Here is a 17,995-nt window from a genome sequence, read left to right as displayed (position 1 = left end):
TGTGTCATTCGCTAGGAGTGGTGGTAAGAAATAGACATCAATACATCTCTATTCCTTATTGCTATTTCTCGTGAAATATGACTCAATTGGCATAAATTGTTCCAAGATGCGCAACAAACTCTTTGCGATCTTCCACCCGGATTGTGCTCTTTGCACCGACAACGTATCGTGATGCGGTGCTTCGCCAGTTCGAAAGGAGACCCTTGTGCCATGGGAGCATGGGGATACGAGATCTTTGATAACGACTCTGCCTGTGATTGGCAGGAAGACTTGCTCGCGAGCGATGACATCGTTCCGATTCAAACTGCGCTGCTGCGCGTCACCGAAGCGGAAGACTTCGTCGATCTTGATGAGGCCAGTCAAGCGTTAGCTGCGTGCGAAGCGTTGGCTCACCTGCGCGGTCGTCCTGGCTTGCAGGAAGCGCCACTCGATGAACTTTCTGCTTGGGCCAGTCAACATAAAGAATTGCCGACCGGACCACTGGTGCCGATCGCCAAGTTGGCTCTCGAACGCATTAAGACCGACGAGTGTGAACTGAAGCAGTTGTGGCAAGACAGCGACGAGTTCGACAAGTGGCTGGCCACCGTCGAAGATGTCTCGCGCCGCGTTGAGTCGACGTAAGTTACTTCGCCAATCGAATCATCGCACCGACGACACCCAACGTGACTTGCGACATCCGGTCGTAATCCAGCGTGTCAGGCGTATCGGTTGGCTGATGATAATGCGGATTGCGAAGAAAGCTGGTATCGGTCAGCATCAGCGCCGGGAAACCTTGGTCCCAAAACGAACTGTTATCACTCCGCCGAATCTCTTGCACCTTCTCTGGCAAGTTCAACGAGAACAAGCTTAACCGCGTCGCTTGCTTGAAGCCACGGCGAAACGCCCAGTTCAACTTCCACGAAGCCAGGTTACCAATCGCCGCCAGGAAGTTGCCACGCTTGGGAAATAAACCATGCAGAAACTTCGGGATCGAAGGAGGTACCTTCTGCGAGTTCGGTTCGTCTAGAAAGTAGCCGACCATTTCCAAGCACAACATCTGTACGCGCTCGCCGCGCTGCTTTGCCTCGCGGGCGTGATGTTGGCTTCCCATCGAGCCCATGCTCATGTAGGGAGATTCCTCACAGGCAAACGCCACAAACCGCAGCGTGCGTCGCGGTGATTGGTTCTTCAGTAGTCGGCTTGCTTCTAACAACACAGCGACGGCCGAGGCATTGTCGTCGGCACCGGGGGACTGAGCGACGGTATCGTAATGGGCCCCCAACACGATCACGTCGCCAGGTAATTGGCTGCCAGGAATTTCAACATAGAGATTCTTCACCGGACCATCGGATGACTCGTACGGCTCTTCACGTACTTCGTAACCCATTTGCTCCCATTGCCCGCGTAAGTAGGCAACCGTCGCTTCGATACTCTCCGGCTGGGCCAAGATACGAGGTCCGATCTGAGCCGCCAGATAATCAACGTGCTTGGCCAGAAGTTCACGAACAGGTGGTTGATCGAAGGTCATAGATAGGCCAGTTTGTCTTGCTCGAGTAAGGCATCCCAGGCTACGCAATCATTGGCAAATCGCCAAGTCAATGAAAGCCGCCAGAGAAACTGTCACGCGATTCACGCAGCGCGGCTAGTAACCGTGCGGCGTCCAACTAGAATAAACCGAATCGCACCGCTTGGCTCAGCCTTTTTGCCAATTGCCAGCAGGCAGAACGTGCCTTTAGGGCGGCGGTGTCGAGAACTCGCTCTTCGGGAAATCAACTCGTCATGAAAGCCATCGTCCTGCAAACTCTCGATGGATCGAAGCATCTCGGCTTCATCCTCTGCGCCCTTCCTCCAGGCGACCTGGAAGGGGACTGCCTGTTTTCCATTGTGCCGGATGAATCTGAACTATTTGAAGATCCGAACGTGCAACAATTATTGGTCCGACGCGATCAAGGGGAAAGTCAACTTGAAGTGTCGGAAGACACACGCTCGTTGACGATTCGCTCGTATCGGATGGACGATATGTTCGTCCAGTTCGATCCGCACGGCCACGGCGAGTGGGGCTACGTGCGCCAAGGAAAACGTGTTGCGGCTGGCCAAGCCCGGACACTTTCGGGCTAACGATCGTCATCCGGCGTTGCGATCTTCACCCTTTGCTGACGATCGATCGCCATCTCCTGTGACTTACTTGTTCGGAAAAGCCCTAGCAGGGCGGCGGCGATACCGGTGCCGGTGCTGAGCGAGGCCGCCCCCAAGATGGTCAGCACACCTACGCCTATGCTGATGCAAACGTGCGTTGCCACCGTGACCAGATCGACCAGGAAGTAAAGCAGCAGAAACGGATCATGCCGATCGAACACGGGTGGCTCGTAATCGGAAAGCCATCCAACGATGCCACCACGCAGTACCAAGGGGGACGCAACGCACGACAGCCCGATCAGCGTGAACAGGACCGACACCGCTTCTAAGCCTAAAAACGTTCCGAAAAGGGTGGGGTGACGCTCGTTCATACCGGCTGCCCTGGTGAAGGTGGGATGCTCGCTCACTGCTTACTGAGATACGCGGATTTCCCCCGCCAAAGGGCTGAAATTGAAAAGCTCCCCAATTTTCGTCTATCAGTCTCTCGGGCGTTGTGGTAAGATGTGTGCCATACAGTCCGCCAAATTACTGAATAATGGAAATTAGACCGGTGTAAGCTGTTTTTCTCTCAGCGTGAAATTCGTCCCCGAAAAAGGTTAGCTAACGGGTAATCATCTTGTGTTGAGGTGGTAATTACTCGGCAAACCGCGGGACGAGCTCTCTCCGTCCGCTGACACGCGTTGCCCCACGAATGAGGGCGAATCGCATCCTCTGGCTTGGCAAACAAGCCAGGATCTCCCACCGAAAAAGATCTGAATACGCAAATGATGAAGAAAGAACAGATGGAATCTCTGCGCCAACAATGGTTCTCGAACGTCCCCAAGGACATCCTTTCAGGGTTGGTCGTGGCCCTGGCTCTGATCCCCGAAGCAATCGCCTTTTCGATTATCGCTGGGGTCGATCCTAAAGTCGGTCTGTACGCCGCTTTCTGTATTGCCACCATTTCCGCGTTTGTGGGTGGCCGACCTGCGATGATCTCGGCCGCGACCGGAGCGATGGCCTTGGTGATGGTCGACCTGGTGAAGGATTACGGTTTGCAGTACCTGCTGGCTGCTTCGATCTTGGCGGGCGTGCTTCAAATCACGGCCGGCTATTTCAAGGCAGGCGTCTTGATGCGATTCGTTTCGAAGTCGGTGGTGACCGGCTTTGTGAATGCCTTGGCGATTTTGATCTTCTGCGCCCAGTTGCCAGAGCTTTACGAGGTCCCGTCGGTGTGGTTGGTCTATACGATGGTGGCCGCCGGACTGGCGATGATTTACTTGCTGCCGTACGTAACGAAAGCCGTTCCGTCACCGCTGATCGCAATCTGTGTTTTGACAGCAATCTCGGTTGGCTTCGGCTTCGATGTCAACACGGTTGGCGACATGGGACAACTGCCGGACAGCTTGCCGATGTTTCTGCTTCCTGAGATTCCCTGGTCATTTGAAACACTGCAAATCATCTTCCCCGTTTCGGTAACCTTGGCGATGGTCGGCTTGCTGGAATCGATGATGACCGCCCAAATCGTCGACGAAATGACCGACACGCCGAGTGACAAGAACCAAGAGTGCATGGGGCAAGGCATCTCGAATATCGTCGCTGGTTTCTTTGGCGGCATGGCAGGCTGTGCGATGATCGGGCAATCGGTTATCAACGTGAAGTCAGGCGGTCGTGGTCGTTTGTCGACGCTGTGTGCCGGCGTGTTTCTGTTGATCTTGGTGGTGTTCCTCGGCCCTTATGTTTCGATGATCCCAATGGCCGCGCTCGTAGCGGTGATGATCATGGTCTCGATCGGCACGTTCAAATGGGAATCGCTGAAGAACTTGATCTTGCATCCCAAGAGTTCTAGCGCCGTGATGGTTAGTACGGTCGTTGTTGTCGTGATGACCGGCGACCTCGCCCAAGGCGTGCTCGTTGGTGTGCTGCTCTCAGGATTCTTCTTCGCCCACAAGGTCGGCAAAATTCTGGAAGTCGATGGCGTCCCACACGAAGACTTGCCACTGAAGACCTACAACGTAAGCGGTCAGGTCTTCTTCGCATCGGCCGATCGCTTTGTCGACTCGTTCGACTACCACGAACAACTCGAGAAAGTTCATATCGACGTGTCAGATGCTCACTTCTGGGACATCACCGCGATCGGAGCCCTCGATAAGGTGGTCGTTAAGTATCGCCAGAAAGAAGTCGAAGTCGAAATCATCGGCCTGAACGAAGCGAGCGCCCACATGGTCAACCGCTTCGCCATCCACGATAAGCCCGACGCCGATAAGCAATTGGTGGCCCACTAAAAGCCTATCGTGCCGCACATCACGACTTCACGGTTCCGAAGCCCCAGATGGGGCGCGCGAATGTAGCCAGGGGCGTTAGCCCCTGGTAAGAGTTTTATGATTCACAAGCGCTGGAAGGGCGACCGAACTCTTGCAACAGATGCTTCGGGCACCCTTCCAGGGCTTGTTAAATTTGTTCAATCGGTTCCAGGGGCTAACGCCCCTGGCTACATTCGACCGGCCCTCCAGGCCTTTGGAAATGGTTCGATATTGCTGCTTAGAAGGCTTGTTGAAAGCCCGTCGAGCGGCAATTTCATCGACGGGGCCACGTTGATTAGGTATCCTCTAAGGTGGGGCTGGCGAACCCACTTTGGCCGAGCTCCCCCTGCTCTTCTCTTTACCTCATCAACCTCGGGAGTGCGGCGCCGTGAAAGCGCATGGACCGGCACGTCGTATGGCGACGCTCAAGACACTGGCCCTAGGGGTGATCGCTCTCTTGGGCGCGAAAGTGGTCGCGTCGATCGTGCTGCAATATGGCGATTACTTTCCGCCGAACTTCGATTCCGCTTTCCTGGTGGGCCGCGAAAAGTCATTCACCGGCATCTACCCGCCCGCCTTCTACGCCCACATTATCGTCGGCCCCATCACCTTGCTGTTGGCCGCCTACTTGATGTTCAGCGGGAAACGGAAGACGCATCAGAAACGGCATCGCCAGTTGGGCAAGCTACAAGTGTTGTTAGTCCTGGCCGTGCTGGTTCCCAGTGGATTGATCATGTCGGTTTGGGCGTTCTCTGGGCCGATCGCTGGCGTCGCGTTCGCCCTGCAATCGATCGCCACCGGGCTGACCGCCGCGCTCGCGGCACGGTATGCGATGCTCCGAAAACTGGCCACGCATCAAGTCTGGGCTACCCGCTGCTTCATTCTACTGATCTCGCCGCTACTGTTCCGCTTGGCCTCCGGCGTGCTGATCGTGACCGAAAGCGAATCGGTCGAAGCGTATCAAATCAACGCCTGGCTCAGCTGGACGATACCGCTGTTTGCCTACGAAGTGTGGCGTATGCGGAAGCAGCACGCGAAGAAACCGAGACTCAGCGAACAAGCATCGTTGGAGGCGATCTCATGAATACAACACCCACCCAGCGATCCGCAGGCTTCACATTGCTGGAACTGCTCGTGGTGATCTTCATCATTGCGATCTTGCTCGTGTTTCTCATCCCCTCAGCCCAGCGCGGACGCGAAGCGGCCCGGCGGATGCAGTGCCAAAACAACATAAAGATGATTGGGCTTGCGTTTTACAACTATCACGAAACGTATGAGAGTCTTCCCACGGCTATGCTCAGCGATCGCCGCTTAAGTGGCATCGTCGCTTTGTTGCCCCAGTTGGAACAAGTGACGCTCCACGAAGAGATACATCGTCTCGCCGAAGACACAGTCGTTGGCAATCTGCCGCCAGCTTGGGATAAGTCGTTCGCACCGTGGCAAACCGAGTTGGACGTTCTTGATTGCCCGTCAGCCCCAAACTTCACGAAGGTCAATTTTGGCTGGACGAACTATGCGTTCAGCATTGGCGATATCGCAAGCAACATTCACCAACTGGAAGTAGCTCGGGGTGCCTTTGCCCCTGGCCTCTATACCCGCTTCAAAGAGATCACCGACGGCACGAGCAACACGATCGCGATGACCGAGATCGGTACGATCCATCGCCGAGCGCTCACGGGAAAGTACGCGATCGGTCAGCCGAAGCAATTCCTCAAGCATCCCGATCGCGTCTGGAAGCTAACCGACGTCACGACCAACCGAGACTGCTGGACTCCCTACCGCTCGGATGTCGAGTTACATGCTCAGGGGCGCGGTTATAGTTGGGCCGATGGCGGTGCTGGGCCTGGTCTGATCAACACCATCCTTCCGCCCAATGCACCTAGCCTGGCGGTCGGGGGTGAGGTCGCTGTCGATGGCTTCTATTCCGTGGGAGGTTACCATGCCCGTGGTGGTGCCCAAGTCTTGCTGGTCGACGGTGCCGTCCGCTATATCTCGCAAGAGATCGACACCGGCGATTTGAAGCAGTCCCCTCCCCAAGAAAAGGACTACGCAGAGTCTTCTTTCCCCAGCCCGTTCGGCGTCTGGGGAGCCCTGGGAAGCCGCGCCGGCGGGGACGACACCGATGACGATTAGCCACACGAAACACGACTTCAAGAAACGAATAGCGCGACGCTCTGGCTACTCGTTGAGAATGCTTTTCGCCGCGATTTTCCTGATCGGTGTATTGCTACTGCCATTGGTATCGGCGATCAACCAGGCCCGCGAAAACGCTCGGCAACTTGATTGCAGCGGCAAGCTAAAGCAGTTGCTCCTTGCCGTCCATAATTATCATGACACCTACCGACGTTTTCCCTCGGCAATGGGTGGCACTGGCATCGGCGGAAATGAAAATCGGCTTAGTGGACTGGTCGTGTTGAGCCCCTACATGGAATCATCCTCGTTCTACATTCAAATCGTTGATCCATCTACCTACAATGGCATCAATTATCCGGCGATGGGGCCGGCACCTTGGGATAAGAACTATCCCCCGTGGCATGCTCGAATTTGGTGGCTGAAGTGCCCTTCTGCACCCGACTCTTCTTCTGATTTTGGGCCGACAAACTACGCGTTTTGCATCGGTGATATCGCCAGCGATATTCATCACCTGAAGACGGCTCGCGGCATGTTTGCTCCGGGGCTCTTTACCAAACGGGACGAATGTACCGATGGATCGTCAAACACGCTCGCCATGGCAGAGATCGGCACCGCCAGCGATCGCTTTGTGCCAGGGCAGATCGCGACACAGATGCCGGCGACCATTTTGCAGAACCCCTCGCTCTGTCTGAAAACGCTTGGGACGCGGCAAGCCTATTACCGAGATGGTATTCGCCTCCATCCTCAAGGGCGCGGTTACAACTGGGCGGATGGAGCGGCCGGACCTGGCCTGTTCAACACCATTCTGCCGCCGAATAGCCCTAGTTGCGCAGTCGGCGGTAACGATGCTGTCGACGGGTTTTACTCCGCCGGTAGTTTTCATCCTGACATCGTGAACGTCGCTTTCCTTGATGGTTCGGTCCAATCGATGAACGATTCAATCGACACCGGCGATTTGAAGCAGTCCCCTCCCCGAGAAAATGATTACGCAGAGTCTTCCTTCCCCAGCCCGTTTGGCGTCTGGGGAGCCCTGGGAAGCCGAGCCGGCGGGGACGACACCGATGACGAATAGCCACCAACCGCGGGCCGGGTTCACGATTCGGGACTTGTTGATGCTGACATTCTTTGTCGCGGCGCTGCTTTTTTGCTGCGTGCCCTGGACGCAGATGGGGCACCGGGAAGCTTATCGGCGGATGCAGTGCACCCACAACCTCAAGCATCTCATGCTGGCCATGTATAACTACCACGATACCTATCGGCACTTGCCCGCCGCGATGGGTGGCTTCGGGAGTGCGGGCGATCCATCGGTTCGCGATGCCAACCGATTGAGCGGATTCGTGATGGTACTTCCGTTCTTGGAGCAGGACTTCCTGTACGAGCAAATTACCTCGCAAGGGACCGCGATTCCGCCTCCTCCCTGGGATCAGTCGTTTGCGCCGTGGCAAGAGCAGCTCGAAATACTGACGTGTCCTTCGGCACCTCGTGTCGAGTCTTCCCTCGGACGAACCAACTATGCGTTTTCGATTGGCGATGTGGCCAGCGATATTCATCACTTGAAAGAGGCTCGCGGCGCGTCGGCGCCTGGGCTTTGTCTTGGCTTCCGAGATATGCACGATGGTTTGTCAAACACGATCATGCTGGCCGAGATCGGTTCGCCCGATTGGCGGTATGTGCCGGGCAACTATGCCATCAACATTCCAGCGGTCGTGCTCGACGATCCTGCACGCTGTTGGAAAGTGTTGGACGAGGCGAAACCGAAGCGAGCCATGTATCGCAGCTATCGAGCAGCGATTCCGCTTCATGATTTGGGACGGGGATACTCGTGGGCCGATGGTTGTGCTGGGCCAGGACTGGTCAACACAATTCTTCCCCCAAACGGTGCCAGCTGCGCGGTGCTGGGTAAGGAAGCGGTCGATGGGATTTACTCCGCCGGCAGTTCTCATCCAGGAGGTGTCCTGGTGGGGCTTTGCGACGGTTCGTTTCGTTTCATTCCCGAAACAATCGACACCGGGGATTTGACTCAATCGCCCCCTCAGCAGGAAGACATTCGGAAGAATGCGTTTTCCAGTCCATACGGTGTGTGGGGTGCGTTGGGAAGTCGTGACGGCCAAGAGAAGACAGACTTTGACTATTGATCCTTGAAGGGCAAATCATGAATACGTTGCATGCCAACCACCGTTCACAGCGCGGCTTCACGCTGGTTGAACTGCTGGTCGTGATCGCGATTATCGGAATCTTGATCGCCCTGCTTTTGCCGGCAATGCGAACCTCGCGCGAGGCGGCGCGGCGGGCTCAGTGCATGAACAACTTGAAGCAGTTTGGCCTGGCCCTACACAACTATCACGACACCCACGGCTCGTTCCCGCTAGGAACCGGTGGAAGTGAAGGTGGCTTCGATACCGATAGTAACCAAGGACGCTTGAGCGGGCTGGTTGCCCTGTTGCCGTTCATCGAACAGAACGCCTTGTTTGATACGATTGCGATGCCCCAAACGTACGAAGGTCAAGCCTATCCGGCGATGGGCCCGGCGCCGTGGGTGAAGGAGTACGAACCTTGGCAAACGAAGATCGACGCGTTCCGGTGTCCTTCCAACACATTTACGGATTCTGGATTTTCCCCTACGAACTACGTCTTCTCGATTGGCGATATCGCAACGCCGATTTACGGTCAAACTACGCCACGGGGCATGTTCGCCCCTGGTCTTACTACCCGTTACCAAGATGTGACGGATGGCCTTGTCTACACGGTGATGATGAGCGAAGTTCGAACGATGGGTTATGCCATCGACCAGTCGTTAAGCCTGTTGGAAAAACCGATCCGCTGCTTGTCTGGGGAAGCGGACCAGGAAAGCGACGTAGACGACGTGAAACTTTCTGAGCGAGGACGCGGATACCAATGGAGCGACGGTGGGGCTGGGCCAGCGCTATTCAATACTATTTTGCCACCCAACAGCCCCAGCTTTGCGGTCGGTGGTGCGGAAGCAGTCGACGGATACTATTCGGTTAGCAGCTCTCACCCAGGTGGTGTTCAAGTGTTGATGGGAGATGCATCGACCGACTTCATTCTCAACGATATCGACACCGGCGAATTGACGTTGCCTGCCGACAAGCCGCGAGAAGAAGGACAAAACCGCTTCGGCGTATGGGGCGCACTGGGCTCGATCGCGGGACAAGATAAATCGTAACTTTAGCAACACGAGCAGCGTTGAGCGGACGCATCGACTTCCAAATGTCTGGCCAGGGGAATCGCTCGCCGGGCCAGATGTTTTCCGTCGGCCCGGTTACTTCGTCGCTTCCAACGATTTCAGCAACGATTCCGTTGCATCGTGACCAGCGCGATTTTGGCGAATGACGAGCAGATTGCGATCGGAAACTGCGGTGATGTCGCCGTGACCCCCTCCGACTTCCCACGAGCCAGGTTCGATCATCTTGGTAACAATCTGCGACGCCCCAGCGGCGTTAAGTTGTCGTAGTTGGTAGATCCGTACCGATTGTTGCTGCGCGGCATCGTCCTTGCTGCTGATCATCAAGATGCCACGATCGACGTACCAGCCCAGTTTGTAGCGATCGCACAGTAGATCGAGCGTGCTGGCAGCGGTTTGCCCAGTGACGTTAATCGTCACTGGAAGTTCTATATCGAGGCCAGCACTCTTGAACGCCTCGAGATCAATCAAGATCGAAACGCTGTGCAGGTCCTTCAAATAACCAACCACTTCCTCCAGCGGCGCATCGATGAACTGAACCTTCGAAGGCTCTTGGCTCAGGCGTTCGTAGATTTCCTGGCTCTTGGCAGCTTCAGGGCCGGTCCATGTGACTTGGAACTTGGCCCCTTCGGTTGCCGTACGCCCAAACGCCCGAATGCCGCCATGCATCTCTTGACCGTATCCGCCATCTCCATAGCCGACGCCGAATCCTCCGCCGTAACCTTCCATTTCGCCTTCCATGCCGTAGCCTCCTCCGGCATCCATCATTCCCATACCGCCAGGGGCACCACCAAATTGAGCCCAGGCCGAGGATGTCCAGAATCCGACAACGACGAGTGTCCAAGCGAGCGCGTATCGCATGACAAGATCTCCGATCAGCGAAAGAAAAGAAGTGGGTTTGACCGTCAGGTTAGAAGATTGTGTACGATCCGCCAACGAATTTGTCGAATTCGCGATCCGCTAACTTCTACGAGGCGGCGTTTGAATCCCCTTCCGGCGCCTTCGCGGTTTTCGTCATCACTAGCCCAACGATCCCCGCTACAAATCCAATCCAAATCGCCGTCGCCCCCGCACCGCCAATCAGCACAATGCCGATAAAGATGCTTCCCAAGGTGCCGGCCAGCCACACAATGCCCAGCACATCGGATTTAGCATCGTAACCTTCCCACCAGCCGACGAAACCGGCCGGATACCAGGCTGGCGAAATCAAACAGATGAAGCCAGCGATCAACATCGCCAAGCAACCGACCTGCAGGCCAATCAAAATCCACAACGGAATCCGCTGCTGACGATCCACGAAGATGCCCTATCTAGAGAAGCAAGGGAAGCGAAGAGAAGTCGTTATTATCCCATTCGCCCGCTGCTCGCTCAAGAGAAAATTCGTTGTTTTGTGACCAATTTGCTGGTCAAGAAATTGCCCTAATAAAGACGGGTGAACTAGTAGAAATGTACTAAAGAAATCTGCTACATTTACTTCGATTTTCATTGTCCAGAAAATAAGCCAGCTAATCATTGGACATCCATGGCTCATATCTTGTCACCACCGGACGGTGTCGCTTTTCTTGATCCGGAAGAAGTCGCTCGGCGACTGAAAGATGAGTTTGATTACACCGCAATTGATCGCGACGAAGGGGCAGACGTGGTCGGCGCGATCGTCGCCAAACTGGTCGAGTTGGATGCACCTCAGGAAGTGATCGACTTCCAACTCGCTTCGCAGGATCGTGCGCTGCAAATTGTGGTGTCGGACGATTCCAATTCGGACGACTACTTACAGTTCACGGTGAAACCGAACAACGGAATCTTCATCGGCTATTTCTCATACGATCACCAGCAAGCAACGCGGCCACTGCTCGAACGATGTGCTTGCGCACTTGGTTATAAGATTACCTTACTTTAGCGCGCCGAAGTCATTCTTCCGGAACATGTCAATCGTCGCTTCGACCAGTTCATGCCCGTGACGGTTCTGCCAAACGAATAAAATGTTTCGCGAACTCAACTTCATCTGGCCCTGCCCGCCGTTCGCTTTCCAGGAATCGGGATTGGCCGTGCTTTCCAGCAGTCGGGTGATGTCCCCGCCATCGACGTTTCGCAGTGGATAGGCACGCAAGGTCATTCGCTTTTCGACGACATCGGCTGTGGTGATCACCAGCATCTCGTCGTGAATATACCAATCCAGCTCCAAGCTTTTGAGAAGGTAATTGAGCGCCGAGTCCAACCGGATCCCTTCAATATTGAGTGTCACCGTGACTTCGTGTGGCGGACCGATCTGCTCATAAACGCGCGGACTGATGACAATGTTGAAGCCATGCAAATTCTTCAGATATCCGACCACTTCCTCCAGTGGCGTCTCGATGAATTGGATCTTCGTTTCCTGTTTCATTCTCTCACGCACGGCCTGGTCTTCGTCGGCCGTCGCACCAATCCAAAAAGCTTTGACCAGCTGAGAACCATCATCGGACGAACTCTCTGCATACGGTTTGGACTTCGAATTCGATTTGGGCACAGCGGGAAGTACATGTTTGGGCTCCGCCGGCACCGTGGTGATCGAAGGCCCAAACGGATCGTACGCCGTTTGCGCGTGACCACTGGAGACAAAGCCTAATACCAAAGCAATGACGTAGCCTAGACGCATGGCAATCTCCTTACAGGAAGGGAAGTAAGTCGTTAACCTATCGCCACGCTTCCAAGCGGTCAACAAAAAGGTATCGTTGCATAATGGTGTTTCAGAACAACTGTTTCCAATCTTCAACGCGACGCATGGAATGACGACTGAAGACCGTCGAGATTGCACGACTAACATCAACGCGTGGCGGGTAGTTCATTCATCTTTCCACAACTTGATCCGGCGGAAGGTCATGCTCTTTTCTGGCGGAAAGAGTTCCGCATCGTGCTCGACGAAAACCTGGCGAAGTGTTTCGGTGTCGTCGGCCACATAGTCCTTTTTCTCGCCGGCATGGAGCTTGCCTGCTTGAATCAGTTCACCGATCGCCTGATCGTTGGGGAGCAGCCAAGTCGTGAGTTCATCGCCATTGATCTGATACTTGAGGATCTTATAAGTGATGACTTGGTTGCCATGAAAGCTTGGTACGTTGGCGTAGTGATTGTTCCCTAGCTTGGTGGGAAACACGAGCATGTTAGAGCTTTGAATGCGCTGATCTTTTTCGATGCTGGTGATTGTCATCAGCATCATGTTATTCACCCAAAGCTTATCGTCGGGCATTTCCCCTTTGACCTCGTTGAAGTTGGCATAACCACTCTCCTTCGGTTTGATGCTTGATGCTGGCGGCAGGCCAATGTGAAGGAACATCTCGGTTGGCTTCCCTTCGTCGTCTTTTCCTTTCGAGGCATACCAACTGCCGATTGCTTCCTGATGGATTTCTGCATCTTCAAGCGGAGAAAGGGGATGCTCGAATGTGGAGCAGCCCACGTTTAAGCTGCACGAAAGACAAATAAGAATAAAAAATAATCGCAACATGGCTGGGCTCAGGAAAAGAGGTCGATCGAATGAAACAGCTGAAATCGTGCCGTCTTACAACCATTTTAAGGGTGTGAAATCGTCGATCGCCAAGGAAAAATGGAAGGTTCCCCCGAGTCGCCAGACAACGTCTGAGGACGCGAGAAAAATCGTGGAACAAAATCCTTCAAACAATTGCAGATGGTTCGTAGTCTAAGGGAACCCACCTGATTGTAAGACCCAGGAACACCCGTGCGATGGCCTCCAAGACTATCGAAGCGACCTCAACGATGTCGCTTCGCACGCCCCGTTATCGCTTGCTGACGCTGCTGGTTGTGGTGCCTCTGTTAGGTGCTTTAATCGTTGGTGTGGCGATGCGATGGAATGCGGCCGAGCGCGATCGCGAATCGATCAGCGTCTTGCGTGGACTATTGTTCGATGTCGGCTACGACGAATATCGCGGCGACGAGTGGGATCATCGGTTCAATCCGAGCGTTAACGATTACTACGGAGCGCAAATCGAATACGTTTCGGTTTCGAAAGACACGATTCGTGGTCCGATTGACGAGCGTGTACTGCACGCCATTTGTCGGCTCTCAAGTTTGCGACATCTCAATTTGAAAGGAATGTCGCTCTCAGGCTTGTCACTGGAACCACTCAACGAACTACCGTGCCTAGAGACAATCGCGCTCGACGATACCGACACCGCCGACGAGCAGATTGCGGGGCTTGGCAATCAATCTGCTTTGAAGTGTTTGCGGCTCTCCGGGACTTCGATCACCGATCAGTCTTTGGTCAGCGTGGCCCGCTTTTCGCAATTGGCTTCGCTTGATGTCTCGAACACGGCAATCACCGACGGTGGCCTGAGGGAATTGGAAAACTGCGATCAATTGGAAATCGTTTGGGTCAGTGGAACGCAAACGACGGAAGCGGGACTCGACCAATTGCGATCCGCGTTGCCTGGCTGTGAAGTGGTTTCTCACTGATCGTTTTCCAGCGGTTGTCGATCGACGATATAACTGACGTAGGGTAGTTCTCGATGCCGCGTATCGCCGATCGTCATTAACTTCAGACCAGGCTCTTCTTCAACTTGCCAGACAACTTCTCCCTGTGCTTGCTCGACGACCAACCGCCAATAATGAAACCGGGCAAAGGCCAACCGCCACTGTTTCTGCCCGGCGTCATCTTCATATGCCTCGATTAGCAACAGCACATCGGGATCCGTCCCATTGGCGTATGAAAAGATCGCTCCATCGACGACCTTGTTCGCTGGCGATTGATAGCGATAAAGGGGCGTTGGTTTTAGTTCCAGGTTCGTCCTTTCCCCATCCGGTTTCTCAAATCGAGCATTGAACTGCCGAGCGATCCCGCGCATTTGTGTTAACCGCAAACGCTCGTTAACGTGGGGCGAAATCTCTTGCTGGGGGGCCATCCAGGTGATGCCAGGCTTGCTAGGTTTCCAAACCGTTTGCCCTTCGTAAGTCGCTTCGAGCGGCGTTTGGGAAAGGGAGTGCAGTTGGTGTTTCATGCGTGTTTCATTGCGAATAATGAACGTAAACACGCTGCCGATGGCTTGCGGTCGACCTGCCTGACTCCAGACGAAAATGCATCCGTGCGGTGCCGCAGGGCGGGTCGGGTTGCTCCAACTGACCAGCGGCTGCTTGTTGAACTCCAGCGGTTTATCACCCTCTGGAGCGATTTGAATGTTCGAACCGATTTCGATCAGATCGCCAAAGACCGTCATCGTCGGCGACTTGGTATTCGCCTGTGGTGCTTCCGCCTGCGTCTCTTGGGCTAGCGTGGGCGAGAGCCAGAACGCCGAAAGCAATATTCCGCAAGTCAGTTTCAACCAAGCATACCGCATGAAAGGGCCTCCTCGGCAGAGAGCATGAACGCCGCTTAGCGGCGAAGCGTGTGGGGTAGATCAGACGTGGTGTCTATAAGTTAGGCGAGTTCGAAGAGTCGTGCAACGAAATTCGCTTTTCATTTAACAAAAGCGTACTTCTCTAGCAGTTTCCATTCGCTCTCGCCGAAGGCCGCGGGCGAACTATGGGGCTGCTCGACCAATTCCAACAACAACTGAATAAAGGCTTCAAAGCTGGGAAGCACGATGTCTTGTTCCCCTTCGAATTTCCAAAATACCGTCTTGCGAAGTTGATGATAGTAATAGCCGTCGCCGGCTGGATCGGTCAACAACGGCAGCGAATAAAACGATCGTCGAGCAAAGAGTCCCAGGACCAATCCTTGCAGTGGATGCTGCCAAAGCGTGCCTCGCATGTGTCTTACGAGTTGGCAGCCGTCTTCATAGCTGGCGAACTGATACGTCTGCTTCAGCATCGCCTTGGCATCACGGCTTTGGCCATTGTGCCAGGCGAACCACTGCGCCAGATTCCCTGTACCGCCGATTGCGATGCCAGGCTGGAGCGTGGCATGCAGTTTCGGTTGCCTTTCTAAGAGCGTTCGATCGAGCTGGGTTAACAGATCTTGCATGGTGGAAATGAGATCGTATCGATGAAACAGGGTGTGTCATTGGAGTGAATCTAATGCAAGCCATCGGCGGCAGCAATAATTTCCGAGCGTGCTGAGAACAAAGTGTCAACACGCTCGTGTCGAAAACATGTCGCATCTATCGCCACCATGCAAAGCGTCTCGATCGGCTTCGATTGTTGACGATTTGATCGATCAAGTCATCCAAGTGGTGCGGTAATAAGTCACCAGCCAGGATGCGGTCGCAGTTGCGAAAGTGACCGGGGTGACCAAAGTTGGGACGATCGTGATGGGGCGATTGGCCGAAATTAACATTCCGAATGGATTCCCCGCCGACCGAGATCAGCATGTCGACCGTATGCGGCACTACCCCTTCGGCGGTTGGCATCATGGCTTGAATTTGATAATCGCCAGTTTCGTTGAAGTCGTTGAAGCGATAGTAGCCGCGAGCATCGGTCCAGGTGGTTGCAACAATCAGGCCCTCGTTGTTCAGCAGGTTAATCTGGACGCCTTCCATGCCAGAAGCTCCTGGCATGGGACGATCGCCGGAATGATTTGAATCAGCGAAAACGGTGCCACTGACAGACGCCGACATGAAGAAGACGTTGTCTTGCAAGTTGGTCATGGTCGTGTTGAGCTGGATGATGTCGGAAAGTGACGTTCGTCCGATCCGTTCCGCATCTTGCGCTGAGAAGGAGTTCTCGTACCAGAAGCGATCTCCGTCGCGCAGTCGGGTGAATTGATCGACGAGAATTGCCTGAGTCAATTCGCCGACGCTGCCACCAGCGACATGGTCTTCGGCCAATGCACCGACCCACAGATCGATATTGTCGACCGTACCGTATAATTCTTCGAGCGTCTGTTGAACGGCTACGTCCGTGGTAATCTCGGCGAAGCTGGTCACCCGCTCGAGGCCGTAGGCTTCGCGAACCGAGTTGTAATCGGCCAGGCCGTGATCTCGCCCGCGTTGAATATTGAGCGAGGCCAGGTCGAGCCCTCCTGCACCAGGCGCACCAAACAGAAAGTTCCGCACGCTGTCGACGACCGTGCCGTCCAACTCTTGCGACTGAGACGACGCGACATACTTGAGCATCGAATCGATTCCCGATTCCATGATGATGCCCGGGTTAAAGAACGCATCGGCCAAGGCAACTTCCTCGCCCATTGGACGACCGTCGTCGTCGAAGAACTCGATGTCGTCGTTTAACAGGCTATGTCCCAGGCGATATCCGGCGGTCGAAAACTCGGTGGCTATGTTGGGATTCACCGACGCGTCGTAGCCACGGTATTCGGGAAGGACCCCTTCGCCTAGGATTGCTGACAGGAACTCGTTGAAGGTGATGGATTGGATTTCAGCGATCACGATCGCTCTGGCGTGCTGGTAGATTTCCTCGTCGCTCAACGAAGGATCGCTGGCGGCGATTTGATCGGCCCACCAGTTGTGTTCCCGGACGAACAGCGTGTGCAGAGCGGTCAATGCAGCGTTCTCGTTCGCCCGGACGTCACCGGCCAGGAAGAAGCCATCTTCGCCGATTGGCAGCAATTCACCTTGCGAAGTAAGCATGCGTCCACCGACAAACGATCGTAATGCATCGGCTGTTTCCTGATCGGAACCGTAGACCTGCGATCCGTCGATGAACGCGGTGATCTCGTTGTACTGTTGACGCGGATTATCGACACTGTCGCCGGTTGTCGGATCGAACAGCGAGCGAAAGAACATGATCGTCGCGTTCCCCGAACCGGTCGGATCGAATGAGGGGTCGCCGGTGGGAACTTCGATCGGAGCGAGTTCCGTGGTCCCCGACTCGGACAACGTGATATCGTGATCGAGGAATTGCCCCCACACGTAAACCAGCGCTGAGAGATTTCGCGCGTTGCCGACGGTCCCTTCTTCTTGTGCCGAGAATTGGTTACTGACCTCGCGTGCACTGGGACGATCTTCCCCTGCCATGGCCGAGATACCGTCGGCATAATCGGCCGGTGCAATTCGCAGCAGTTGTTGGCCGATACTGCCCAGTTCGGGATTGGCCAGGTTGTTGCCGGTCCCGTCGATCGAGCGAACTTCCTCCCCTGGCGTCGGGATCGACCAAGGAGCAAATTGACTTCGCATCAACTGCGAGAGGTTGGAATCATCCGGAGACAATTCGATTCTGGTCAAGCTACTCAGCAGGTCCGCGGCCAGGAGTTGTCGTTCTTCCAGCATCTGAACCGCAGGGGAAGTCTTTGCTCGGCGCGCACGATGAGACAGTTGTGTGATAAGGCGTTTCATGAGGTTTTCTCTCCGTTCCGTTGATCGCCTTGCCCTCTACGGTTTAGATAGTA

General features: G+C 54.8%; 19 protein-coding genes. 10 read left to right on the top strand and 9 right to left on the bottom strand.

The window, feature by feature from the left end; genetic code table 11:
* Nucleotides 1-210 precede the first annotated feature (210 nt).
* Entirely contained in the window at nt 211-621 is a 411-nt protein-coding gene (locus C5Y83_RS17505; RefSeq protein WP_158262396.1) for a DUF4259 domain-containing protein, read from the top strand.
* Nucleotide 622: 1 nt separating this feature from the next.
* Here C5Y83_RS17505 and C5Y83_RS17500 read toward each other — a convergent pair whose 3' ends face one another.
* Complete coding sequence (locus tag C5Y83_RS17500) at nt 623-1,507, bottom strand: M20/M25/M40 family metallo-hydrolase (RefSeq protein WP_105331056.1); 885 nt, start codon at nt 1,505-1,507, stop codon at nt 623-625.
* Nucleotides 1,508-1,758: 251 nt separating this feature from the next.
* On the opposite strand from C5Y83_RS17500, the gene C5Y83_RS17495 reads away from it, so the two are divergent.
* On the top strand, nt 1,759-2,097 hold the full coding sequence (locus tag C5Y83_RS17495; protein ID WP_105331055.1) for a hypothetical protein: 339 nt from the start codon (nt 1,759-1,761) through the stop codon (nt 2,095-2,097).
* On the opposite strand, the gene C5Y83_RS17490 is transcribed toward C5Y83_RS17495, so the two are convergent.
* Nucleotides 2,094-2,486 carry a hypothetical protein gene (locus tag C5Y83_RS17490; RefSeq protein ID WP_105331054.1) on the bottom strand — a complete coding sequence of 131 codons (393 nt, stop codon included), beginning with the start codon at nt 2,484-2,486 and terminating at the stop codon, nt 2,094-2,096. The two genes, C5Y83_RS17495 and C5Y83_RS17490, sit on opposite strands and share 4 nt — an antisense overlap.
* 411 nt (nt 2,487-2,897) lie before the next feature.
* On the opposite strand from C5Y83_RS17490, the gene C5Y83_RS17485 reads away from it, so the two are divergent.
* The 6 genes from C5Y83_RS17485 to C5Y83_RS17460 all read left to right on the top strand — a co-directional run bounded on the left by C5Y83_RS17485 (nt 2,898) and on the right by C5Y83_RS17460 (nt 9,714).
* Nucleotides 2,898-4,379 carry a SulP family inorganic anion transporter gene (locus tag C5Y83_RS17485; RefSeq protein ID WP_105331892.1) on the top strand — a complete coding sequence of 494 codons (1,482 nt, stop codon included), beginning with the start codon at nt 2,898-2,900 and terminating at the stop codon, nt 4,377-4,379.
* Between the two features lie 406 nt (nt 4,380-4,785).
* Nucleotides 4,786-5,481 carry a DUF2306 domain-containing protein gene (locus C5Y83_RS17480; protein ID WP_105331053.1) on the top strand — a complete coding sequence of 232 codons (696 nt, stop codon included), beginning with the start codon at nt 4,786-4,788 and terminating at the stop codon, nt 5,479-5,481.
* Nucleotides 5,478-6,530, top strand: a complete 1,053-nt coding sequence (locus C5Y83_RS17475; RefSeq protein WP_105331052.1) for a DUF1559 domain-containing protein — start codon at nt 5,478-5,480, stop codon at nt 6,528-6,530. Before C5Y83_RS17480 ends, C5Y83_RS17475 begins: the two co-directional genes overlap by 4 nt.
* Nucleotides 6,520-7,602, top strand: coding sequence for a DUF1559 domain-containing protein (locus tag C5Y83_RS17470; RefSeq protein ID WP_105331051.1), 1,083 nt, complete (start codon nt 6,520-6,522; stop codon nt 7,600-7,602). The genes C5Y83_RS17475 and C5Y83_RS17470 overlap by 11 nt, the downstream gene beginning before the upstream one ends.
* Complete coding sequence (locus tag C5Y83_RS17465; protein WP_158262395.1) at nt 7,592-8,665, top strand: DUF1559 domain-containing protein; 1,074 nt, start codon at nt 7,592-7,594, stop codon at nt 8,663-8,665. Before C5Y83_RS17470 ends, C5Y83_RS17465 begins: the two co-directional genes overlap by 11 nt.
* 17 nt (nt 8,666-8,682) lie before the next feature.
* Entirely contained in the window at nt 8,683-9,714 is a 1,032-nt protein-coding gene (locus C5Y83_RS17460; protein WP_105331891.1) for a DUF1559 domain-containing protein, read from the top strand.
* Between the two features lie 96 nt (nt 9,715-9,810).
* Here C5Y83_RS17460 and C5Y83_RS17455 read toward each other — a convergent pair whose 3' ends face one another.
* Nucleotides 9,811-10,593, bottom strand: coding sequence for a hypothetical protein (locus C5Y83_RS17455; RefSeq protein ID WP_105331049.1), 783 nt, complete (start codon nt 10,591-10,593; stop codon nt 9,811-9,813).
* Nucleotides 10,594-10,699: 106 nt separating this feature from the next.
* Entirely contained in the window at nt 10,700-11,029 is a 330-nt protein-coding gene (locus C5Y83_RS17450) for a hypothetical protein (protein WP_105331048.1), read from the bottom strand.
* Between the two features lie 225 nt (nt 11,030-11,254).
* Here C5Y83_RS17450 and C5Y83_RS17445 point away from each other — a divergent pair, with 225 nt between their 5' ends.
* Nucleotides 11,255-11,629, top strand: coding sequence for a hypothetical protein (locus C5Y83_RS17445; protein WP_105331047.1), 375 nt, complete (start codon nt 11,255-11,257; stop codon nt 11,627-11,629).
* Here C5Y83_RS17445 and C5Y83_RS17440 read toward each other — a convergent pair.
* Both C5Y83_RS17440 and C5Y83_RS17435 read right to left on the bottom strand, forming a co-directional pair.
* Nucleotides 11,621-12,364: a hypothetical protein gene (locus C5Y83_RS17440; RefSeq protein WP_105331046.1), complete on the bottom strand. Its 744-nt coding sequence runs from the start codon at nt 12,362-12,364 to the stop codon at nt 11,621-11,623. The genes C5Y83_RS17445 and C5Y83_RS17440 overlap by 9 nt on opposite strands.
* A gap of 186 nt (nt 12,365-12,550) precedes the next feature.
* Nucleotides 12,551-13,159 (bottom strand): hypothetical protein, encoded by a 609-nt coding sequence (locus C5Y83_RS17435; protein WP_105331045.1) that lies wholly within the window; start codon nt 13,157-13,159, stop codon nt 12,551-12,553.
* A 284-nt stretch (nt 13,160-13,443) separates the two neighbouring features.
* Here C5Y83_RS17435 and C5Y83_RS17430 point away from each other — a divergent pair, with 284 nt between their 5' ends.
* Nucleotides 13,444-14,172 (top strand): hypothetical protein, encoded by a 729-nt coding sequence (locus C5Y83_RS17430; protein ID WP_105331044.1) that lies wholly within the window; start codon nt 13,444-13,446, stop codon nt 14,170-14,172.
* Here the strand turns inward: C5Y83_RS17430 and C5Y83_RS17425 are convergent.
* The 3 genes from C5Y83_RS17425 to C5Y83_RS17415 all read right to left on the bottom strand — a co-directional run bounded on the left by C5Y83_RS17425 (nt 14,166) and on the right by C5Y83_RS17415 (nt 17,942).
* Entirely contained in the window at nt 14,166-15,050 is an 885-nt protein-coding gene (locus C5Y83_RS17425) for a hypothetical protein (RefSeq protein WP_105331043.1), read from the bottom strand. The genes C5Y83_RS17430 and C5Y83_RS17425 overlap by 7 nt on opposite strands.
* 119 nt (nt 15,051-15,169) lie before the next feature.
* Complete coding sequence (locus C5Y83_RS17420) at nt 15,170-15,676, bottom strand: hypothetical protein (protein WP_105331042.1); 507 nt, start codon at nt 15,674-15,676, stop codon at nt 15,170-15,172.
* 136 nt (nt 15,677-15,812) lie between these two features.
* Nucleotides 15,813-17,942: a peroxidase family protein gene (locus C5Y83_RS17415; protein ID WP_105331041.1), complete on the bottom strand. Its 2,130-nt coding sequence runs from the start codon at nt 17,940-17,942 to the stop codon at nt 15,813-15,815.
* Nucleotides 17,943-17,995: the final 53 nt, after the last annotated feature.

Origin of the sequence: Blastopirellula marina (genome assembly GCF_002967765.1) — a bacterium.
Lineage (GTDB): Bacteria > Planctomycetota > Planctomycetia > Pirellulales > Pirellulaceae > Bremerella > Bremerella marina_A.
This window is presented reverse-complemented; position numbering and strand designations above follow the sequence as displayed.

Excerpts from the sequence above, each read along its gene's own strand:
- C5Y83_RS17490 (WP_105331054.1), bottom strand. The coding sequence starts at position 2,486 with ATGAACGAGCGTCACCCCACCCTTTTCGGAACGTTTTTAGGCTTAGAA.
- C5Y83_RS17425 (WP_105331043.1), bottom strand. The coding sequence starts at position 15,050 with ATGCGGTATGCTTGGTTGAAACTGACTTGCGGAATATTGCTTTCGGCG.
- C5Y83_RS17455 (WP_105331049.1), bottom strand. The coding sequence starts at position 10,593 with ATGCGATACGCGCTCGCTTGGACACTCGTCGTTGTCGGATTCTGGACA.
- C5Y83_RS17415 (WP_105331041.1), bottom strand. The coding sequence starts at position 17,942 with ATGAAACGCCTTATCACACAACTGTCTCATCGTGCGCGCCGAGCAAAG.
- C5Y83_RS17420 (WP_105331042.1), bottom strand. The coding sequence starts at position 15,676 with ATGCAAGATCTGTTAACCCAGCTCGATCGAACGCTCTTAGAAAGGCAA.
- C5Y83_RS17460 (WP_105331891.1), top strand. The coding sequence starts at position 8,683 with ATGAATACGTTGCATGCCAACCACCGTTCACAGCGCGGCTTCACGCTG.
- C5Y83_RS17445 (WP_105331047.1), top strand. The coding sequence starts at position 11,255 with ATGGCTCATATCTTGTCACCACCGGACGGTGTCGCTTTTCTTGATCCG.
- C5Y83_RS17495 (WP_105331055.1), top strand. The coding sequence starts at position 1,759 with ATGAAAGCCATCGTCCTGCAAACTCTCGATGGATCGAAGCATCTCGGC.
- C5Y83_RS17500 (WP_105331056.1), bottom strand. The coding sequence starts at position 1,507 with ATGACCTTCGATCAACCACCTGTTCGTGAACTTCTGGCCAAGCACGTT.
- C5Y83_RS17470 (WP_105331051.1), top strand. The coding sequence starts at position 6,520 with ATGACGATTAGCCACACGAAACACGACTTCAAGAAACGAATAGCGCGA.
- C5Y83_RS17430 (WP_105331044.1), top strand. The coding sequence starts at position 13,444 with ATGGCCTCCAAGACTATCGAAGCGACCTCAACGATGTCGCTTCGCACG.
- C5Y83_RS17505 (WP_158262396.1), top strand. The coding sequence starts at position 211 with ATGGGAGCATGGGGATACGAGATCTTTGATAACGACTCTGCCTGTGAT.
- C5Y83_RS17465 (WP_158262395.1), top strand. The coding sequence starts at position 7,592 with ATGACGAATAGCCACCAACCGCGGGCCGGGTTCACGATTCGGGACTTG.
- C5Y83_RS17485 (WP_105331892.1), top strand. The coding sequence starts at position 2,898 with ATGGAATCTCTGCGCCAACAATGGTTCTCGAACGTCCCCAAGGACATC.
- C5Y83_RS17475 (WP_105331052.1), top strand. The coding sequence starts at position 5,478 with ATGAATACAACACCCACCCAGCGATCCGCAGGCTTCACATTGCTGGAA.
- C5Y83_RS17440 (WP_105331046.1), bottom strand. The coding sequence starts at position 12,364 with ATGCGTCTAGGCTACGTCATTGCTTTGGTATTAGGCTTTGTCTCCAGT.